The sequence below is a fragment of the Nonomuraea sp. NPDC049400 genome, from assembly GCF_044466425.1.
Lineage (GTDB): Bacteria > Actinomycetota > Actinomycetes > Streptosporangiales > Streptosporangiaceae > Nonomuraea.
Map to the genome: position 1 here is coordinate 26175 of NZ_JBITMP010000054.1, position 20205 is coordinate 46379.

Annotated in this window: 16 protein-coding genes; 8 read left to right on the plus strand and 8 right to left on the minus strand. The window is 68.8% G+C overall.

Annotated elements, in window-relative coordinates:
• Nucleotides 1-120: 120 nt before the first annotated feature.
• From ACIBVN_RS49265 to ACIBVN_RS49285, 5 genes are read left to right on the plus strand one after another with little or no spacing between them, the layout of a single operon-like run.
• Complete coding sequence (locus tag ACIBVN_RS49265; RefSeq protein WP_397147866.1) at nucleotides 121-1305, plus strand: glycosyltransferase; 1185 nt, start codon at nucleotides 121-123, stop codon at nucleotides 1303-1305.
• On the plus strand, nucleotides 1302-2255 hold the full coding sequence (locus tag ACIBVN_RS49270; RefSeq protein ID WP_397147868.1) for an NAD-dependent epimerase/dehydratase family protein: 954 nt from the start codon (nucleotides 1302-1304) through the stop codon (nucleotides 2253-2255). Before ACIBVN_RS49265 ends, ACIBVN_RS49270 begins: the two co-directional genes overlap by 4 nt.
• Nucleotides 2256-2302: 47 nt before the next feature.
• On the plus strand, nucleotides 2303-3292 hold the full coding sequence (locus ACIBVN_RS49275) for an NAD-dependent epimerase/dehydratase family protein (protein ID WP_397147870.1): 990 nt from the start codon (nucleotides 2303-2305) through the stop codon (nucleotides 3290-3292).
• The gene (locus ACIBVN_RS49280; RefSeq protein ID WP_397147872.1) at nucleotides 3289-4329 is read left to right on the plus strand and encodes a glycosyltransferase family 4 protein; all 1041 of its coding nucleotides are present in this window, start codon (nucleotides 3289-3291) and stop codon (nucleotides 4327-4329) included. The genes ACIBVN_RS49275 and ACIBVN_RS49280 overlap by 4 nt, the downstream gene beginning before the upstream one ends.
• Before the next feature lie 4 nt (nucleotides 4330-4333).
• Nucleotides 4334-5728, plus strand: a complete 1395-nt coding sequence (locus ACIBVN_RS49285) for a polysaccharide biosynthesis tyrosine autokinase (RefSeq protein ID WP_397147874.1) — start codon at nucleotides 4334-4336, stop codon at nucleotides 5726-5728.
• Here ACIBVN_RS49285 and ACIBVN_RS49290 read toward each other — a convergent pair.
• The 3 genes from ACIBVN_RS49290 to ACIBVN_RS49300 form a co-directional block, all read right to left on the minus strand.
• On the minus strand, nucleotides 5709-6281 hold the full coding sequence (locus tag ACIBVN_RS49290) for a hypothetical protein (protein WP_397147876.1): 573 nt from the start codon (nucleotides 6279-6281) through the stop codon (nucleotides 5709-5711). The genes ACIBVN_RS49285 and ACIBVN_RS49290 overlap by 20 nt on opposite strands.
• Nucleotides 6282-6343: 62 nt before the next feature.
• Nucleotides 6344-8017, minus strand: a complete 1674-nt coding sequence (locus tag ACIBVN_RS49295; protein ID WP_397147878.1) for a DUF4012 domain-containing protein — start codon at nucleotides 8015-8017, stop codon at nucleotides 6344-6346.
• An 88-nt stretch (nucleotides 8018-8105) separates the two neighbouring features.
• Entirely contained in the window at nucleotides 8106-8603 is a 498-nt protein-coding gene (locus ACIBVN_RS49300) for a hypothetical protein (RefSeq protein WP_397147880.1), read from the minus strand.
• Nucleotides 8604-9679: 1076 nt separating this feature from the next.
• Here ACIBVN_RS49300 and ACIBVN_RS49305 point away from each other — a divergent pair.
• The gene (locus tag ACIBVN_RS49305) at nucleotides 9680-10063 is read left to right on the plus strand and encodes a cell division protein SepF (protein WP_349449048.1); all 384 of its coding nucleotides are present in this window, start codon (nucleotides 9680-9682) and stop codon (nucleotides 10061-10063) included.
• A gap of 75 nt (nucleotides 10064-10138) precedes the next feature.
• Here the strand turns inward: ACIBVN_RS49305 and ACIBVN_RS49310 are convergent, their stop codons facing one another.
• The 5 genes from ACIBVN_RS49310 to ACIBVN_RS49330 form a co-directional block, all read right to left on the minus strand.
• Nucleotides 10139-11470, minus strand: coding sequence for a hypothetical protein (locus ACIBVN_RS49310; RefSeq protein WP_397147882.1), 1332 nt, complete (start codon nucleotides 11468-11470; stop codon nucleotides 10139-10141).
• A 113-nt stretch (nucleotides 11471-11583) separates the two neighbouring features.
• Complete coding sequence (gene argS / locus ACIBVN_RS49315) at nucleotides 11584-13311, minus strand: arginine--tRNA ligase (RefSeq protein WP_397147884.1); 1728 nt, start codon at nucleotides 13309-13311, stop codon at nucleotides 11584-11586.
• Complete coding sequence (locus tag ACIBVN_RS49320; RefSeq protein WP_397147886.1) at nucleotides 13308-15590, minus strand: HAD-IC family P-type ATPase; 2283 nt, start codon at nucleotides 15588-15590, stop codon at nucleotides 13308-13310. The genes argS and ACIBVN_RS49320 overlap by 4 nt, the downstream gene beginning before the upstream one ends.
• A gap of 52 nt (nucleotides 15591-15642) precedes the next feature.
• On the minus strand, nucleotides 15643-16662 hold the full coding sequence (plsX, locus tag ACIBVN_RS49325) for a phosphate acyltransferase PlsX (protein ID WP_397147888.1): 1020 nt from the start codon (nucleotides 16660-16662) through the stop codon (nucleotides 15643-15645).
• Nucleotides 16663-16769: 107 nt separating this feature from the next.
• Nucleotides 16770-17327, minus strand: coding sequence for a DUF1707 domain-containing protein (locus ACIBVN_RS49330; RefSeq protein WP_397147890.1), 558 nt, complete (start codon nucleotides 17325-17327; stop codon nucleotides 16770-16772).
• Between the two features lie 178 nt (nucleotides 17328-17505).
• On the opposite strand from ACIBVN_RS49330, the gene ACIBVN_RS49335 reads away from it, so the two are divergent.
• Nucleotides 17506-18822 carry a KamA family radical SAM protein gene (locus ACIBVN_RS49335; protein WP_397147892.1) on the plus strand — a complete coding sequence of 439 codons (1317 nt, stop codon included), beginning with the start codon at nucleotides 17506-17508 and terminating at the stop codon, nucleotides 18820-18822.
• Between the two features lie 424 nt (nucleotides 18823-19246).
• A complete protein-coding gene (locus ACIBVN_RS49340; protein WP_397147894.1) occupies nucleotides 19247-20200 on the plus strand; it encodes a hypothetical protein in 954 nt (317 codons plus the stop codon).
• Nucleotides 20201-20205 lie beyond the last annotated feature (5 nt).

The following is a 20205-nucleotide window of genomic DNA, read 5'->3' on the forward strand; positions in this document are numbered from 1 at the left end:
ATCATGTCCAGGTAGGGAGCGATAAAACATTTCACAACCCACCGTGACGGCGTGCGTGGAATTGGCTGATTCCCTAGTTAGCTTCGCGTACGTGAACCATGTCCATCACCGAGGAGCCACATGAAGCCGGACAGTCGGATTCGCGTCATGGAGATCATCGCCAGGATGAATGTCGGTGGTGTCGCTACCGAGGTGCTGGGGCTCTCCGAACGGCTGAACAAGGCAGAATTCGTCCACCGCCTCTACACCGGCCACGTTGATGAGGACGAGGGCGACCACCTCGCGCTGAAATGTTCCGGCGTGCAGGTTCAGCGTGTTCCCGGGCTCGGCCGTTCCGTCAGGCCTCTCGACGACGCCCGTGCTCTCACCCGGCTGGTCTCCGCGATGCGCTCCTTTCGTCCGCACATCGTGCACACGCGTACGGCCAAAGCAGGCGCGTTGGGGCGGGTGGCCGCGAAGCTGGCGGGTGTCGGAGCCGCTCGAGTTCACGTCTTTCACGGCCACCTGCTCAATGGCTATTTCACCGGTGCGAAACGCGAGATCTATGTGCGCTCCGAGCGCCTCCTGGCGACCATGGCGCACTGCCTGGTGACCGAGGGGTCCGCGGTCCGCGACGACCTTCTCCGTGCCAGGATCGGGCGCCCTGAGCAGTATGTCGTGATCCATCCCGGCGTCCGGCTGGGCTCAGTGCCGGACCGCGTGGCCGCCCGCCAGACCCTTGGCCTCCCGCTGAACACACCCGTGGTGACGTTCGTCGGCCGGCTCACCCAGGTCAAGCGGCCCGACCGGTTCGTCGCCACGGCCAACAGGATCCTGGCGCGAGTGCCGGAGTGCCGCTTCGTCATCTGCGGCGGCGGCGACCTGCTCGCGCAGGTCGAGCAGGACATCGCGCCGGTACGGCACGCCTTCCATCTGCTCGGCTGGCGCAAGGACGTGGAGACCGTCTACGCCGCGTCCGACGTGCTCCTGCTGACCTCCGACAACGAAGGCATGCCGCTCACGCTGATCGAGGCGCAGATGGCCGGCATTCCTGTGGTCTCCACCCGCGTAGGCAGCGTCGCCGAGGTCGTCCAGAACGGGCGCACTGGACTGCTCTCCTCGACCGACCCCGCAGAGCTGGCGGACCACACCGTACAACTCCTCTCAGACCCCCTGCTCGCGCGCCGGATGGGTGAGGCTGCGCGCCACTGGTCAACCGCCTCGTTCGACGTGGACCGCTTGGTCGCGGACACCGAGGCCCTATATCGATCACTGGGCGAGCCGCGCCGGGATCGTCGTGTCACCACAGGAGGGATCAACAGGTGAATGTACTCGTAACCGGTGGGGCCGGCTTCATCGGCGCGAACCTGTGCCGGGCGCTCGCCGCGCGGCAAGAGATCGAGAATGTCACGGTCCTGGACGACCTCAGCAGCGGAGATCTCGCCAACCTCGACGGCGTCGCAGTGAGATTCGTCCGTGGCAGCATCCTGGACGCCGATCTGCTGGCCGACCTCGTCGCGGACACCACGACGGTTGTGCACCTCGCGGCGCGCCCTTCAGTCCCCAGGTCGCTGGCCGACCCGCTGGCCACGCACGACATCAATGCCACGGGCACCCTGCGCGTCCTGGAGGCGTGCCGGGCAGCGAAGCCTCATGTGATCCTCGCGTCCTCGTCATCCGTCTACGGCGACTGCGCGGAGCCGCTCAAGCACGAAGATCTGCCGACCAGGCCGCTCAGCCCGTACGGCGTGAGCAAGGTGGCCACGGAGGGTTACGCGCTCGCGTACGCCGCCAGCTTCGGCCTGCCTGTCCTGCCGTTCCGCTTCTTCAACGTGTACGGCCCGCTCCAGCCCGCCGACCACGCCTACGCGGCCGTCATCCCGGCGTTCGTGTCCAAGGCATTGGAAGGCGGCTCGGTGCCGATCTACGGTGACGGGCTCCAGGTGCGCGACTTCACCTACGTGGGCACGGTCACGGAGGTCGTCTGCGACGCCGTCGCCCGCCGCGTGACCAGCGGGAAACCGGTCAATCTCGCGTTCGGCAGCCGCATGTCCCTGCTGGAGCTGAAGGACAGCCTCGCCTCGGTGCTCGGCAAGCCCATCGAGGCCGAATTCCGCCCGCCGCGGGCCGGCGACATCCGCGAGTCCCAGGCATCCCCTCACCTGCTCAAGGAACTGTTCCCCGGCGTGCATCCGACGTCGATCGAGGACGGGCTGCGCCAGACGGTGGCCTGGTTCCAGACGGCAACGATCGCGCCTGCCGGCGTACCCGCCTGAGTCCGCCGCCATCTCCGGCCACAGAACGCGTTAGCGAGGGAAACCCTGTGAGTAAAGCATCGCAGTCCACATATCTCATCACGGGCGGCAGCGGATTCGTCGGATCCCACCTGACCGACGCCTTGATCGCCCGCGGCGACTCCGTCGTCGTTCTCGACAACCTCTCGACCGGAAGGCTCGCCAACCTCCGGCCGCATCCGAACATGCGCTTCGTTCAGGGCTCCATCCTGGACGAGCTGATCGTCGACGAGCTCGTCCACCAATGTGACGTCGTCGTCCACCTCGCTGCGGCCGTCGGCGTCAAGTTGATCGTCGAACAGCCGCTCAGATCACTGACGACCAACATCCGCGGTTCGGAGATCGTCATCGAGGCGGCGCACCGCTACCGCAAGAAGATCCTGGTCGCCAGCACGAGCGAGGTTTACGGCAAGAACTCCTCTGGTGCGCTGCGAGAGGACGCCGACCGGATCCTCGGCAGCACCACCGTCGTCCGCTGGGCGTACAGCACCGCCAAGTCCGTGGACGAAATCCTGGCCAACGCCTACCACAAGGAGCGTGGCCTGCCGGCGATCGTCGTGAGGCTCTTCAACACCGTGGGGCCGCGGCAGAGCCCGGCCTACGGCATGGTGATTCCCCGCCTGGTACGGCAAGCCCTGGCCGGCGCACCGCTCACCGTCTTCGGTGACGGCACTCAGACCCGCTGCTTCGCGCATGTCGCGGACGTGGTCGATGGCCTGGTCCGGCTGCTCGACAACGAGGCGGCGGTCGGGGAGACCTTCAACATCGGCGTGGCCAACGAGGTGAGCATCCTCGAGCTGGCCAAGCTGGTCGTCGAGCACACCGGCTCCACGTCGGCGATCGAGCTGATCCCTTATCACGAGGCCTACCAGCAGGGCTTCGAGGACATGACCCGCAGGGTCCCGGACACCACCAAGCTCTGCGAGCTCACCGGCTGGGCTCCACGACACACTCTCGACGAGATCCTCACCGATATCGTCCAGGAGGCCCGCGCGGAGTTCGCGGCGGCCATGCGGTGAGCGGAACGGTGACGTGGGCCGCCGGCGCAGCCGCCTGCCTGCTGAGCGCCTCGGCGGCGATCCCGTTGCAGCGACTCGCGTTGAGATGGGGCCTCACCGACCGGCCCGGCGGGCACAAGTCGCACGCCCGGCCCATCCCGTACCTGGGTGGCGTCGCGATCCTGCTGGCCACGGTCCTGACCACGGTCGCCGCCACGGGCCTCGCCGACTGGCGGCTCATCGCCATACTGCTGGGCGGCACGGCGGTGGCCGCGCTCGGGCTCATCGACGACGTCGGGTCGCTGCCGGCCGTCACCAGACTGGTTGTGGAGACGGTGGTGACCACCGCCGTCGTGCTCTCCGGAATCAGGCTCACCGTGACAGGGGGATGGCCAGACATCCCGATCACGGTGATCTGGATCGTCCTGATCACCAACTCCTTCAACCTTCTGGACAACATGGACGCTTCGCTAGGAGCGGTCACCACCGTCACCGCCGCCTTTCTGGCTGCCATGGCGTTGCTGCAGGGCCGGTCGGACTTGGGAATCTTCCTGGCGGTGCTCGCCGGTGCCGCGTTCGGTTTCCTCCTGCACAACTGGCCTCCCGCGAAAATGTTCATGGGGGATTCGGGATCCCTGTTCATCGGCTTCGCGCTCACCTGCTCCGCGGTCGTCCTGATCGCCGGGCCTGGCCCCGACGGGGTGGCGGGAGGGCTGCTCCTGTCCACCTTCGTGGCGACGGTCGACACCGGGGTCGTCGTCCTGTCCCGGATGCGGGCAGGTCGGCCGCCGCTGATGGGCGGCACCGATCACGTGTCGCACCGGCTACGCAAACTGGGCCTGAGCGCGCGGCTGGTGGCGGTCGTGCTGGGCCTCATCGCCGCGCTGACCTGTGGGCTGTGCATAGCGATGATGCTGGGCCGGGTGCCGCCGCTCACCGCGGCGCTCGTCGCGGTAGGGGCCGCGGCGGCCTGCGTCTGCCTGCTGCAGGGCGTGAATGTCTATCCGCCACACCGCTCACTCGAGCGGCCTCCACGAATCCGCGAAAGGCGGCGATGACCAGTTGGACCTGCTCTACTTCATAAGACTGGCACGCAAGAACTGGGTGCTCATCCTGCTGTCGCTGATCATCTCGTTGGGCGCGGCGGTGGTCGTGACCGCCAACATGCCGCCCAAGTACGTGGCGACGATCACCATGCTGTTCTCCAGCTACGACAAGCGGGGCGGTTTCTCGCCCGCCTACCAGGTGGGCACTCTGTCGGAGGGCGTGCAGTCGTACGCCGACCTGCTGACGAGCCGGCGCATGGTCAGCCAGCTCACGACGGCCGAGGACGTTCCGCGCTTGCAGCAGAACATCACCGCGGAGGTCGTGCCGGGAACGGTGCTGCTGCGCGCGATGGTCAGTGATCAGACTCCTGCGCGCGCCGCCTCGCTGGCCAACGCCCTGGGAGCCAAGTTCGCGCTCCTCGTCGACCAGATCGAGCGGCCGACGCCCACCAGCCGGCCGACGGTCAAGGTCACCATCGTGGACCAGGCAGAGGTTCCCAAGGAGCCCGTCAGCCCCATGCCCGTGGTGAACCTCCTGGTCGCCATGATGATCGCGCTGGTCGTCGCGTTCAGCTCACTCATTCTGCGCGACCGGCTGGACACCACCATCAAGAGCCCCCACGAGCTGCAGGAGAAGTCCAACAGCTCCACGCTGGGCATCATCGGCTACGAGCGCACGGCACGCCGCCACCCGCTGATCGTACGGACGCAGGGCCGGTCCAGCAGGGCCGAGGCGTTCCGCTCGCTCCGCACCAACCTGCAGTTCATCGGGATCGACAGGCAGCCCAAGTCGCTCGTGATCACCAGCTGCCTGCCGAACGAGGGCAAGTCCTCGACCTGTTCCAACCTCGCGATCACCCTCGCGCAGGCGGGCTGGCGGGTCCTGCTCGTGGACGCCGACCTGCGCCGTCCGCGCCTTCCCGACTACTTCGGGATCGAGGGCGCGGTCGGCCTGACGGACGTGCTCATCGGCAAGGCGCGGCTGGACGAGGTGATCCAGACGTGGGGCGAGCCGCGGCTCTTCCTGCTGCCCAGCGGCCAGATCCCACCGAACCCGAGCGAGCTGCTCGGCTCGCGCATCATGCGCCAGCTGCTCGACCAGCTCACCGACAAGTTCGACATCGTGATCATCGACGCGCCGCCGTTGCTGCCCGTCACCGACGCGGCGACCCTCGCGGCGGTCTGCGACGGAGTGATGCTCGTCGCCAAGTACGGCGGGACGCGGCAGGAGCATCTCGAGCGCGCCATAGAGCAACTGTCGTCCGTCAGCGCCAGGATCTTGGGCACCGTGCTCAACTTCGTACCGGCCAAGGCGAGCAAGTACGGCGGCTACGGATACGGCTACGGGTACTACGAGTCGGAGACAGCCAAGGAAGAGGCCAAGGAGACCGTCAAGACGGTGACGGTCTGAGCAGCTCCAGCGGGACGGAGAGCGCCTTCGCGATGCTCCGTCCCGCCGCCTTGTAGGCCCAGTTCCAGCGGCCCATGGGGTCGGGGATGTCCGGCCGGTCCACCTTGACCAGGCCGCGCAGCGCCTGCGCCTGCTCGACCAGAGCGCGGGCCCGCCGTACGGCGTCGCGGTGACGCGTGATCTCCTCGCGCTCCGCCGCCGCGGCGAGCGCGCCGAACTCGACGATCGTGAAGACGCGGGGCGCGGCCTGCAGATGCCTCGTCACCGACTCCGCCCGGTGCTCCCTGGCGGCGGTCAGCACCAGATCGGCGCCGGCCAGCAACTCCGCGGTCAGCGGCTGGGATACGAACCCGGCCGGGTCACCGCCGAGGCGGGTCAGAACCTGCTGAGCCCTTTCCGCCATCTCCATGCCGGGCTGGGCGTGGGTGCCCGCGCTCGTCACCATGAACGGCGGGCCGAGAACGGACCGGGTCAGCCGCTCGGCCAGCGGAGAGCGGCACATGTTGCCCGTGCACACGAAGAGGATGTGGAAGCGGGCCTCCCCTGACGTCATGGGCGTGACGATAGGAGGAACGGGCCCGGTGGCCTGTCACGGCGCACCGGGCTTTACCTCTTCTATCGCTCGGTGTCACGATCCGCCGGGGCACAGGCCCCGCCGTACAGACCGAGCCTGGTCTGCTGCGGACGGACCAGTGGCTGCACGGGGATCACCGGCAGCGCGGCCGAGGCAGGTTCCAGCATGACGAACTCCAGCGTCCGGGTCCGTCTGGGGGCGAAGTTGAGCACAGTGGAGTAGACGGGGTGGGAACGCTCGACTTCCTTGATGATCGGTGCGGGCTTCCCGTCGATGCGCACGGACTGGAGCTCGGCGCCGACAGCGGCGTAGAACGACACCCATGCCTGGTTGGATCCGACAGCGGGGCGACGTTTCCAGGCGTCGAGCCGGTCGGTGACGTACGAGGGCAGCTGCACGCGCGGCACGTCGTTGGCGAGCTGGATCCGCGCCCTCGTGAGACGCTGCCCGTCGCCGCGGCAGGAGCCCAGCTCGTAGTGGAGCGAGCGGTTCAGGTAGTAGTCGAGCTTGGTGCCGGCGGAGTTGTTGATCACGAGCCCGGCGAACGGCCCCGGCTTCTCCGGCAGCACGCCGCCGAGCGGGGTGGTCGCCAGGCGTTGCTGCTCGGCGTCCCTGCGGCTCCAGACCTGCACTCTTCGTTCGTTCACCAGCTTCGACAAGGTCGGCAACAGCGCCGTGGGATCCAGGCGGGCTCTGGTCATCGACTCGCTCACCGCTCTGGCGACCGTGATGAGAAACGCCTTGCGCTCGCGTGGGTCGGTGAAGCGGGAGTAGGCCTGTCTCTCGGTGAGAGAGACCACGTTCTCCGCGGTCACCGTCTCACCGGTCGGGAGCTTGACGGGCCCGATCAGCTTGAGCAGGTAGGACAGGCCGACCGGATCGGTGGCGATCGCGCCGTCCAACTGCCGGCCGGTCTGCCGTCGCCACAGCGCCGTCCAGGTCTCGGCCGCGTAAGGGAAGTGCGGGGAGAGATTGGAGACGGACAGCGCGGAGAGCGCGCCGGGCCCGTAACGTGAGCTGAAGGCGGGGCCATGGTCGGCGACCTGGGCCGCGCCGGACTCCAGACCGTTGTTGGCGGAGAGCCGCTCGATGCCGATGCGGCCGTGGCCGGCCTTGAGAATGCCGAACGCGCCGACCAGCCCTCCGGTTCCGCGTGCTTCGGCATTGGTCTGAAAGGCCAGGAAGTAGCGGCGCGGGCCATGGTGGCCCAGCATCGGGGGGAGCAGGGCTGCGGCGTCTTCGGCGGCGCCGAGCCAGCCGCTCAGCTGGTCGATTTCCTCCAGAGCGGTGGCGCGGGCCTGGTCGATCGTGGCCACACCGGTGCCGCCGGGAGTGGCGGCCAGGCGGGAACGCGTCCGATCGATCCGGTCGGAGGCGGCCTGCAGGGCCGGCGCGGCTGATTCCAGTTTGGCCAGCAGGGTTCCCACGCTCTCCATGGAGAGCCCTCTGGTCTGGATCAGCCCGGCGCCGGCCTGCTGGAGGTCCGTCAGGGCACTCGTCAGCTCGGCTGCGGTCTCGGCGAGCCCACGGACGGTCGTCGCGCCCTCTCCCACCACGGGAGTGTGGGTGAGCAACGACCAGTCCAGGCCACTCGTGAGCCGACGTGCCTCTTCGGCACGCCGTCTCGCGTCCGCGAGCGCCACGGCCGCTCCCGCCGGGTCGCTCGCGCGAAGCCGGACCAGTGCGTCCCTGGTCGCCTGCAGGTGATCCCGCACGCTCAGACCAAGATGCGCCGACCAACCCGCGGCCAGCGCGAGGCCTGCCGAGGAGCAGAGCAGACCCGTGACGACGCGCCGGCGCTTCTTACTTGGCACTGGCAGTTCGGCGGCGCCGTACGGCGATGATCGTGCCCGCGGCACCTATGATCAGCAGGCCCGCGCCCGCCGCTGCCAGAGTCGACACGGGCGCGCCGGTGAACGGCAGTTCCCTGGCCGCGGGGCTGCGGTAGTGGTGCTCGAAATCCTCCGGGACGCGATCGTCGACCTCGACGTTCACGAACGACTGGTTGCGCTGGAACGACGTGTCCGTGTCGCGGTCGAAGTCGTCCTCGTCCTCGAACTTGCGGTCGTCGAACTCCACCTCCTGCTCTGAGACGGTGGGTGTGGGCGGATAAATCGTGGTGGTGACGGTCGGTCTGGGCGTGATCGTGGTGATGGTCGGTGTGGGCGTGATGGGGTCTCTCGCGACTCTGACCTGTTCGATCGGCGCCGCGCTCGCGAACGCCAGTCCGGCGCTCCCCAACGCGAGTCCGCTCCCGAGCACTGCCGCGAGCAATACAGGTCTTGCGATCTTCTCTGCCATTTCGGTCTCCCGTAACGGTTCCTCGGCCAAGCGAATGGTTCGCCCGGAATGCTGGCGACATGTTCGCTACGGAACCGTTATATGCGGCCAGCCGGTGGATACTCCTCGCCTCGTACGTTTCTTGCCAAATGGTCACTGAAGGTTCTCCGTACTTTGACGATCGGACCGGATCTTGCTCGTTGACATCTTCAAATGGAGGCTCTGAGCAGCGGGAACGTTGATTTGAGACGGTAGCGCGCGACATGGGGCGGTGCGTGGGCGACGCGCACTGCCGGGTGCCGACAATCGACTCGACCGTGCATCCGTCCGGCCCTTCATCCTACGAATGCCGTGATATCCCGCCTCTCCTGGAAAAGAGTGCAGATTTCGACCAAATGGGTATATGTCGCGCCTCGGATCGGGTGTCGGCGAGCGCCGTCACGGCGTGCCGCCGCCATGGCGGGACCCCGTGTCGCCGAGCCGCTCCGCTCGGTTCGGGGTCAGGGTGCGGCGCGCGGCAGCCCGTGACCGAGTCCCCCAGAGGAGCCTTTTTCTTCCACTCGAGCTCCACCCGGCAGCTCGAGGTGGCTTTTTCCGGCCCGCGCCGCTGTGACGCCGAGCACTTTTCCAGGCCGTGGGCGCACCGCCTTGGCCGGGAAATCGATGGCGATCCTGCCGTTCACCAGGAGATTCACGGTAAGCGAGCCGCCTGCCGCCCGGAATTCGAGCCGACCCGCTGTCGTACCCGCCGAATAAAGTCGTGAGCATGGCAAGTGTCTCGACGCCGCATCACCGAGCACGACGGCGGTCCTGGAGAGGTCCGGCTCGGCGGCTACGCTCCGCATCCGACGTCAGTAACCGGAGAGTCCAGTGGGCAGACAGCGGTGGGATTACCGTGGAAAGCTGTGTCCGTGAAGGCACCCACAGTGAGCACACGCAGGCCCGGGGGGCCGGATATCCAGCTGCAAGCGGGCTGCAAGCCGTACAAAATGGAATTAGGGCTGGGCGTGTCGCGTGGCGAATGCGGAATCGTCGGTTACCGTCCAATGCGTAGGGACGTGCCGATTACGGTGAGTTCCTGAAGAAAGGACAAGCCGATGGGGGCAGTGCGCAAGGTGGTGAGCTACCTTGGCCTGAGCGGGGTCGATCACTACGACGAGGGCTATGACGACGACGAGCACTACGAGGACGAGTACGTCCCCGCGACCGAGCGGGCCGCCAGGCGGTGGCGCGCGAACGTCGACTCGTCGCGCATCGTGATGGTCCAGCCGCTCAAGTACAACGACGCGCCGTTGATCGGTCAGCACTTCCGTGAAGGGCAGACGGTGATCATGGACGTCTCGGGCATGCCGATGCCTGAGGCGACGAGGATGGTCGACTTCGCCGCCGGGCTGGCCTATGGGTGCGAGGGGCGGATCGAGCGCATCGCCGACCGCGTCTTCCTGCTCGCGCCCGCTCACGTGGAGATCGAGACCACCTGAGCGAGGCGCCGGCCTCAGGCCGGCGTGCTATGCGGCGCGCGGGCTGCGCCGGATCGGTCGCGCCCGGCCGGTCAGCTATGCGGCGCGCGGGCCGCGACGGATCAGCCGGGTCAGCTCGGCTGCGTCCTCCGCGGCCTGTTTTGCGCGCGTGTCCGCCTCCCGCGCGTAGGCGTGCAGGGCCCACACCGCGCCCTCGGCCAGCTCTCCCAGCTCGTTGACCTGCGCGGCCGCGTATCGCGCGTCGGCCTCGACGAGCTTGCGGCGCTGCCAGAGCTGCCAGCCGGCGAGGCCGATCATGGCCACCCCGGCGGCGGCGAGCAGGCTGCTGGCGAACACCGCGCCGACGAGGCAGGCGACCCCCGCCACGAGCAGCACCATGGCGGCCCACGGACGAGGGCGGGGCACGAAGCCGTCCGCGATGATCGCGCTCTCGGCGGCGGCCAGCGACGACGGCTCGGGACCTTCGGGGCGCAGCTCGATGCGATGCCCGAGCAGTGCCACGGTGAGCGTGGCGGGCGGCGCGAGGCGGCTGTCGGCCTCGAGCTCCTCGGCCATGCCCCGCAGGATCGGCGCCGCGACGTGCAGGGCGATGGCGGCGAGGTGCGGGTCGGCGGCCGGGCGAAGGTCCTCGAGCAGGTACGTGTTGAGCAAGGCCATCGGCCCGGCAGGGCCGCCCGAGCCGATCAGGGAGCGCAGGACGGCGAGCGGCTCGTCCTCGGCCCAGGTCGCGGCCGGGCTGCCGGAGCTGTTGTCGAGGGGCACGGAGGAGTCGCGCTCGGACTGCCGCGTCGAGGTGATCTCCGCGCACCGCCCGCGCAGCCTGGCCAGCCGGGCGGCCGCCACCGCGGGCCTGGCCAGCTCGGGGATCTCCGCCATCTCGGGGAAGTCGACCAGCGAGGGCGGGACGACGACCGACGGCTCGTCCGGCACCAGTGCCTGCACCCACTGCTCGGGATCGGTGTGCTCCTGCACGGCCAGGGCGTCGAGCTTGCGCAGCACGAAGATCTTGCCGGCGGGGCCGTACGCGCCTCTGGCGGCGGCCAGCCAGAGCGAGCGCTGGCCGTGGGAGACCGGCCGGTCGAGTGACAGGTCGCCGAAGGCGGTGCCGAGCCAGGAGGCGTGGATGCGGCTGCCCTGCCCGGCCACCGCGAGTGCCAGGCAGAGGAAGAGCGCGGTCTGCTGCTGGTCGCGGCCCGCGGCCTTGCTCAGGGGCTCCAGCGGGTCCTCGCCCGAGAGGATCGCGACCAGCGCTTCGACGGCCGGAGGCAGCCAATAACCGGGTATGTCGCGAAAACTCGGTGCGGCGGGAGGCGTGGCGCCCTTCGCGGCGAGGTGCGCCAGCAGCGCCTCGGCGTAGCGGTGCAACTCCGCAGCTGCTGGGGGGCTCGCAGACAGGTCCGTGCTCAAGGCAGAGAACTCCCCCATTTCAGCCTCTGTTCATGACCGCGCAAAAGCCTAGCCCTTCGGGCGCGCCAACCAGGCGAAGGCGCGCCCATGACAGATTTGCGGACTTTGAGCTGTTACATGCGCTCGGGGACGGGGACGCCCAGAAGGTCGAGTCCGGTCTCCAGCACGCGCAGGGTGAGCGCGCAGAGGGCCAGGCGCTGCTGCCTGGTCTCCGGATCGACACCCTCCTTGATCACTGGGCACTCGTCGTAGAACGTGCTGAACAGGCTGGCGGTCTGGAAGAGGAAGCTGCACAGCCGGTGCGGCTCGGACTCGGCGGTGACCTGGGAGATCAGCTCACCGAAGCCCAGCACGTGCAGGCCCAGCGCGCGCTCGGCGGGCTCGGCCAGCACGATGGGGGCTTCCGCGTCAGCCGCGTCCACTCCCGCCTTGCGGAAGATGGAGCGGATCCTGGCGGTCGCGTACTGCATGTAGGGGCCGGTGTTGCCGGTGAAGGCGAGCATGCGGTCGAAGTCGAGCACGTACTCGCTGTCGTGGCTAACCGACAAATCGGCATATTTCACCGCGCCCATGCCGACGGTGTGCGCGATCTCCTTGATGGTGGCCTCGTCGTAGCCCCGGTCCGCGATGGCGGCCGTGGCCCGGTCGATGGCCTCCTGGAGCAGGTCCATCAGCTTGACGGACTCGCCGGAGCGGGTCTTGAACCTGCGCCCGTCCTTGCCCAGCATCATGCCGATCTGGATGTGCTCGGCCGAGACCGAGTCGGGCAGCCAGCCCGCCAGCCGCGCCCCGGCGAACACCATCCGGAAGTGCAGCGCCTGCTCGTTGCCCACGACGTAGAGGATGCGCTCGGCCTTCAGGTCGTGGACGCGGTAGCGGATCGCCGCCATGTCGGTGGTGGCGTACCCGTAGCCGCCGTCGCTCTTCCTGATGATGAGCGGCAGCGGCTTGTCGTCGGAGCCGGTGAAGCCGGGCGGGAACACGCAGAGCGCGCCCTCACTGATCACCGCCGTCCCGGACGCCTCCAGATCGTCGCACGTCTTCTGCAGCATGGGGTTGTACATGCTCTCGCCGGCGAGGTCGGCGTCGGTGAGCGTCACGCCCAGCAGCCGGTAGACCTTGTTGAAATAGCGGACGGTGGCGTCCATGAAGACGTGCCAGAGCCGCATCGTCTCGGGGTCGCCCGACTGCAGCGTGGTCACCCGCACCCGGGCACGCTGCCTGAACGCGTCATCGCCGTCGAACTTGGCCCGCGCCGCCTGGTAGAACTCCGTGCCCTGACCGGCCTCCAGCTGCGCGACCGCGGCCTCCTCACCGACGTCGAGCAGGTGCTCGATGAGCATGCCGAACGGCGTGCCCCAGTCGCCCAGGTGATTCTGCCTGATCACGGTGTTGCCGAGGTGCTCGTGCAGCCGGGCCAGCGAGTCGCCCACGATCGTGGTGCGCAGGTGGCCGACGTGCATCTCCTTGGCCGCGTTGGGCGCGGAGTAGTCGATCACCACGGTCTGCGACGGCGTGATCGTGCCGACGCCGAGCCGCGGGTCGGCCAGCATCCGCGTGGCCTCGGACTCGATCCACGACTTGTCCAGCGTGATGTTGAGGAAGCCGGGGCCGCTGACCTCGACCGTGCCGGGAAAGTCGGACAGCTCCGCCTTGATCGCCTCGGCGACCTCCCGCGGCGCCCGTCGCACTCGCTTGGCCAGACTCATCGCGACGTTCGCCTGGAAGTCGGCGAACTGGGACGGCCGGATCAGCGGGTCTGCGTCGGCGTGCTCGGAGCCGAACGCGCGGGCCAGCGCCTGCTGGACGCGCTCGGTGAGCATTATCTGCGGGTCGGTCATGTTCTAAGGGTACCGGCGACCTTGACAGCGACGCTTATCATTACCGCCGCCACGACCGAGATGCCGATGGCGGTCAGGTCGTTGCTGACGTCGCCGGGTTCGAGCGCGAAGAAGTGGCGGACGAAGGGGATCGTCAGCCCGATCGCGAACGCCGCCGCCATGGCTCCGACCAGGGCGATCCGCCACCAGTTGAGCGGCCTGGCGATCAGCACGAGCACCCACCAGGTGGTGAGGAAGAGCGTGATCACGGCCGACGTCTGGTCCTGGACGAGGGTGGACGTGCCGCTGTGCGCGGCCCAGAACGACAGCAGCACCGCCGCCGCGCACAACACCCCGGCAGGTACGGCGAAGCGCAGCACCCTGCGGACGAAGCCGGGCTGCGAGCGTTCGAGCGTCGGCGCGAGCGCGAGGAAGAGCGCGGGCACGCCGATGGTCAGGGCGTTCGTCAGAGTGGAGTGGCGGGGCGCGAACGGGAACATCACCCCGGCCACCCCCACGCACAGCGACAGCACGATCGCGTAGAAGGTCTTGGTGAGGAACAGGTTGGCGACCCGTTCGATGTTGGCCAGCACCCGCCGGCCCTCGCCCACGACGTGCGGCAGCGTGGCGAACTTGTCGTCGAGCAGCACCACCTGCGCCACGGCCTTGGTGGCCGGGCTGCCCGCGCCCATCGCGATGCCCAGGTCGGCGTCCTTCAGCGCGAGCACGTCGTTGACGCCGTCGCCGGTCATGGCCACGGTGTGCCCCCGGGCCTGGAGCGCCGCGACGAACTGGCGCTTCTGCTGGGGGCTGACGCGGCCGAAGACAGTGTGGGAGTCGAGCAGCTCGCCCAGCTTGTCCTGGTCGTCGTGGGGGAGGGTTCGCGCGTCCACGGAACGGTGGGCGTCCGGGATCTCCAGGTCGGTGGCGATGGCGGAGACGGCGACCGGGTTGTCGCCGGAGATGACCTTGACGGTGACGCCCTGCCTGGCGAAGTAGCGGAGGGTCTCCCGGGCGTCGGGCCTGACGCGCTGCTTGAACGTGACGAGCGCCACCGGCTCCACGCCCGCCACCACCTCGAGTGACTCGGTGCGGCACAGTGCGAGCACCCGGGTGCCGGTGGCGGCCAGCTCGGCGGCCCTGTCGTAGCCGTCCCCGCCGTCGAGCAGCACGTCGGGAGCCCCGAGCACCCACGCGCCCCGCTCGCCGAAGTCGGCCCCGCTCCACTTGCGCGCCGAGGAGAACGGCACCGTGGCATCGGCCCGCCACCCGTCCCCGGGGGCCGGGTAGCGGGCACGGACGGCCGCGGCGGTGGCGTTCGGCCGGCTGTCGAGGTGCACCAGGGCGGCCAGCGCGTCCTCGACCGGCTGGCCGTCGCGCAGGGGCAGCACCTGGTCGAGGTCCATGCCGCCGGCGGTGAGCGTGCCCGTCTTGTCCAGGCACAGCACGTCCACCCTGGCCAGCCCCTCGATCGCGGGCAGCTCCTGGACCAGGCACTTTCGCTGGCCGAGCCGTATGACGCCGACGGCGAACGCGATCGAGGTCATCAGCACCAGCCCCTCGGGGATCATGGTGACGATGCCCGCGACCGCGCCGGTGATCGCGGTGCCGAAGTCGGCGGAGTGCTTGAGCTGGCTGTAGATCAGCAGCGCGCCGATCGGGATGACCAGCCAGGTGATGTACTTGATGAAGTTCGCCACGCCCGCACGCAGCTCGGAATGGGCGAGGTGAAACCTGCTCGCCTCTTCCGCCAGCTTCACGGCGTACGCGTCGGTGCCGACCTTCGTGGCCACGAACGCGCCCGCGCCCGCCACCGCGAAGCTGCCCGACAGCACCCGGTCGCCCGGCCGCTTGTGTACGGGGTCGGCCTCGCCGGTCAGCAGCGACTCGTCCACCTCCAGCCCGTCGGACTCGACCACCTCGCCGTCGACCAGCAGGCGGTCACCGGGGCCGAGCAGGACCAGGTCGCCCAGCACCACCTGGCGCGGCTGGACCTGCCGCTCCCGGCCGTCGCGGCGCACCCTGACCGGAGCCTCGTTGATCACCGCGAGCTTGTCGAGCGTGCGCTTGGCCCGTAACTCCTGAACGATCCCGATCAGCACGTTGGCCACGATGACCAGCCCGAACAGACTGTCCTGCCACTCGCCGAAGATCAGGACCAACGCCCAGAGCACGCCGATGACCAGGTTGAACAGCGTGAAGACGTTCGCCCTGACGATCGCGCTCAGTGACCGGCTCGACCTGCGCGGAACATGGTTGGCCTTCGCCACCGCCGCCTGTGCCGAAGTGAGCCCGTGCACGACTGACTCCACATAGCCCCCTGTTTCTGTGGATCGGTGCCACCTTACGGTGTCACCAGAGCCTGTGGGAGCGATGTGTGGCGGCCAGCTTGTCGCCGATGCGGGAGACGGTTCCGGCCGCGGACAGGTCGGCCGCGAGCTTGCATGCAGCGCTGATCCCATCGGCCCTGGACGAGCCGTGCGCGATGACGACGGTGCCGTTCAGTCCGAGCAGCACGGCGCCCCCGTACGCCTCGGGGTCGAGGCGGCGGCGCAACTCGCGGATGCGCGAGCGCTGCATCGCGGCGCCCAGCCTGGCCACCCTGCTCTCGCTGACGGCCTCCCTGAGCTCGGAGAACGCGTAGCGGACCGCGCCCTCCATGGTCTTCAGCGCCACGTTCCCGGTGAACCCGTCGGCGGTGATCACGTCTGCCTTGCCGGCCAGCAGGTCGTGGCCCTCGATGTTGCCGGTGAAGTTGATGCCGGGGGAGGCCAGGAGGAGTTCGTGGGCGCGTCTGACGAGCTTGTTGCCCTTCTCGGCCTCGCTGCCGATCGTGAGCAGGCCGACTCGGGGCGCCTCGATGCCGTACGCCTGCTCGGCATAGGCCGTCCCCAGATGAGCGAACTGCACCAGCATTTCCGGCTTGGCGTCGGCGTTCGCGCCCGCGTCGACGAGCAGGGTGGGCGTGGGGAGGGTGGGGATGGCGACCGCTATGGCCGGTCTGAGCACGCCCTGCTGGCCTTTGAGGCGGAGCCTGCCGGTGGCCACGATGCCCGCCGTCGATCCCGCGGACACGACCGCTGCGGCGTCGCCGCGGCGTACGAGGTGGCAGGCGACGGCGAGGCTGGAACGGGGACGGCGCAGGCTGGCCAGCGCGCCCTCGTCCATGGCCAGGGCCTCCTCGGCCCGTACGATCGGGACTTCCTTGGTGGCGTCGTGGTCGGCGAGCGCCTCGTAGAGCACGCGGGGGGAGCCGACGAGCACGACGGACAGACCGCGCTCCCGCACGGCATGCACCGCTCCCGCCACGATCTCGTGCGGTGCGTGGTCGCCGCCCATGGCATCGAGCGCGATGGGCCTGCTGTCGGACAATGATCACCTCGTACGGCATCGAGCCCGCCGCCACGGCTGGACCGGAACGCGGGCTCGGGGTATGTCCGCATCGTAGGCAAGGCAGTAGCCAGGTTAACCGGCGGGTATCAGTGGAGGTTCCAGTCGCTCATCCCGCGCGACACGATCACCTTGGAGAACTTCGACGACCCGGTGATCCGGATCAACGGCCCGTCCGCCTGCGACCCGCCCGTCACGTTGCGCTTGCCGAACATCGAGCTGCCCTCGTCGATCACGTGGGCGTTGTCGGGAACGCGCACGATCATCTTGCTGAACCACGCGTTCGTCTCGATGGTGATCTCGCGTCCGGGCAGCACCGCGTCCGACAGGTCGATGATGAGGGCGCCGAACCGGGCGGACAGCCGGGTGTTGCGGGAGGCCACCCACCGTCCCTTACGGACGATCTTGCTGAACTTCGAGTCGATGACCTGCTGCTCGATGGCGGCGGGCACGTTGGACGCGGACACCTCGGGCAGGTCACGGGTGAGGGGGACGAGCTCGCTCATCGTCTTCGCCGTGTAGGCGACGTCCAGGCGATCGGCGTGCTCGACGCTGGTGAGTCTTCCTGTCGCGAGGGCCTCGGCCAGGACCGCGGCCACGCGGTCACGATCGGCGTCTGAGGCCCGCAGGTCCGGATCGTGGGTCACAACAAATCAGTGTATGACGAATCGCGATATGTCGCGAGTGCCCACAAACCTGAAGGAAAACTTGGAGCTCAGTGGAACCGCTGACGCCGCTGATAGCGTCCGGGTATTAAGAACCGTAGACGCGCGACCGGGTCGTGAGGTTTACACGCGAGCGGACAAAAAAGATGGGAAACGCCTAGTGATCTTGAACCAAGCAGGCACGCGACGCTTCAAGGCGTACACGTCCAAGCACCTTGACGAACTCCTGAAGCGCGCGGGGCTCGACGACGAGGAGCGGCTGAAGGTCCGTGCCGTCGCCACGGTGCTGCCGTTCCGGACCAACGCCTACGTCGTCGATGAACTCATAGATTGGTCGGCCGCGCCCGACGACCCCATTTACCGGCTCGTCTTCCCGCAGGAGGACATGCTGCCCGCCGCCGACGTCGCCCGGCTGGCCGACCTGCTCAAGGCCGAGGCGCCGAACGCCGAGATCCAGGCGGAGGCGAATCGAGTACGCGCGCAGCTCAACCCGCATCCCGCGGGCCAGAAGGAGCTCAACGTCCCGAAGATGGGCGACGAGCCCGTGCCTGGCATGCAGCACAAATATCCGGAGACCGCGCTGATCTTCCCCAAGCAGGGGCAGACCTGCCACGCGTACTGCACCTACTGTTTCCGATGGGCGCAGTTCGTGGGTGACGCGGACCTGAAGTTCGCCTCCGACGACATCGGCCAGATGGTGGCCTACATTCGCCGGCATCCCGAGATCACCAGCGTCCTGATCACCGGCGGCGACGCGATGATCATGGGCGAGCCCGTCATCAGACGATATATCGAGCCATTGCTGGATCTGGAGCAGGTGGAGTCGATCAGGATCGGCACCAAGGCGCTGGCCTACTGGCCGCAGCGCTTCACCACCGACCCCGACGCCGACGCCACGCTCGGTCTGTTCGAGGAGGTGGTGAACGCGGGCAAGAACCTCGCGTTCATGGCCCACTTCTCGCACCCGCGCGAGCTGGAGTCGCCGCTCGTCGAGTCGGCGGTCAAGCGCATCCTCGGCAGCGGCGCCACGATCAGGACCCAGGCGCCGCTGATCAGATCCATCAACGACGACCCCGCCGTGTGGTCGCAGATGTGGCGGCGGCAGCTGCGCATGGGGATGATCCCCTATTACATGTTCGTCGAGCGTGACACCGGGCCGCAGGACTACTTCGCGGTGCCGCTGGCGCGCGCCTACGAGATCTTCAGGGACGCGTACTCGAGCGTCTCCGGGCTCTGCCGCACGGTCCGCGGGCCGTCGATGTCGGCCACGCCGGGCAAGGTGTGCGTCGACGGCGTGACCGAGATCGCGGGGGAGCAGGTGTTCATGCTCCACTTCATCCAGGCGCGCGACCCCTCGCTGGTCGGGCGGCCGTTCTTCGCGCGCTACGACCCGTCGGCGGTGTGGCTGACGGACCTGCGCCCGGCCTTCGCCGACCGTTTTCCGTTCGAGCCGGCGGACGCCCTCCTGCCCGCCTGACCGGTCGGGCAACCGCCGCGACCAAGAAATCCGTGCCCCCGGCCCGTGACATTTGTTTTCCCCTCCTCTCGTGTTCACGGGCCGCCGGGGACTGAAATTCCCACGTGTACGCGGTCCGGGCCCGTGCGCCCGCGGCGCCGAACCCGAGCGCGTGCAATATCGCAAACAAGACCCTCCTATTTCCCGTTCTGTCCCCCCGCTCAACGGTCTCCCTCCACTCGGTAACCGACCTGCAAACCGCGGTTACATGGGCATTCATGCGCCTGCGGCCGATCACGGCCGGTGGTAGAACTGCTCGCGTAGCTCAGCCGTGACGGCACGCTCGATGTGGTGCCCATAGCGCGCCCGCCATGGCATTCGGGGGTTATCGATTCGCATTTCCACCTCATTCGAGAGCGATCGATCAGGAGCCGGGAAGGCAATCATGAATCGACTAGTCAGGACGGCGGCCGCCGTCACAGCATTCGGCTTGGCGGCGGCTTTGGCCGTGCCGGCACAAGCGGAAGTTCGATACGACACCGCCAGGTACAAGGGCCAGGGCGGGGGCACCACGGCGGGGATCCCGGTCAGCGGCCTGCTGGGCGGCGTCGTCGGCGGGAAGCTGGTGAGCGGCCTGCTGGGCGGCGTCACCCAGGCCAAGCCCGGCGCTCGCCCCGCGGGCCGGGTGTCAGAGGTCAGGCCCGGCGCTCGTCCCGCGGGACGGATGTCGGAGGTCAGGCCCGGCGCTCGCCCTGCGGGCCGGATGTCGGAGGCCGAGCTGGACGCCGCCCACGCGAACCGGCGCAAGCGCGCCACCACGCCGAACGCGGCTGAGGACGTCACCCGCCAGAACGGCCCGCTGCCCGAGCTGTCGCCGATCGCGAACGGGCTCACGCTCGGCGGAGGGGGCCTGACCGAGTCTCTGCCCGTGCCCGTCGTGCCTGACGCGGCACGCCTGGCGCAGCCCGCGGCGCCCTCGGTGGCCAACGGCACCACCCTGCTGCCGGCCACCGGCTCCAGCGTGGCGGACCTCAGCCGTGCCGCTGCCAAGACCATGAACAGCACCACCAAGGGCGTCGACTCCCTGTCGGCCGGAAGTGTCGTGACCGGCCTCAGCCAGGCCGCCGGGCGCGCGCTGCCGCACGCCGGGAGCGGCCGGCTGTCGCCGGTGATCGGGCAGGTCGCGCCCTCCGAGATCGCGCCGGTCGTCGAGGCGCTGCCCGGCGCCACGCGGGCCGCCTCCATGGACGGGCTCACGCCCCTCGTCGAGGACGCCTCCGGCTTCGTCTCCACCAACGCAACCAAGGCCGGCGGCACGTACAGCGACGTGCTGACCGCCCTTGGCTGGACCACCGACGCGCTGACGAGCTCGGTGCGGGACTCCTGGGTTCGCAACTAGACGCG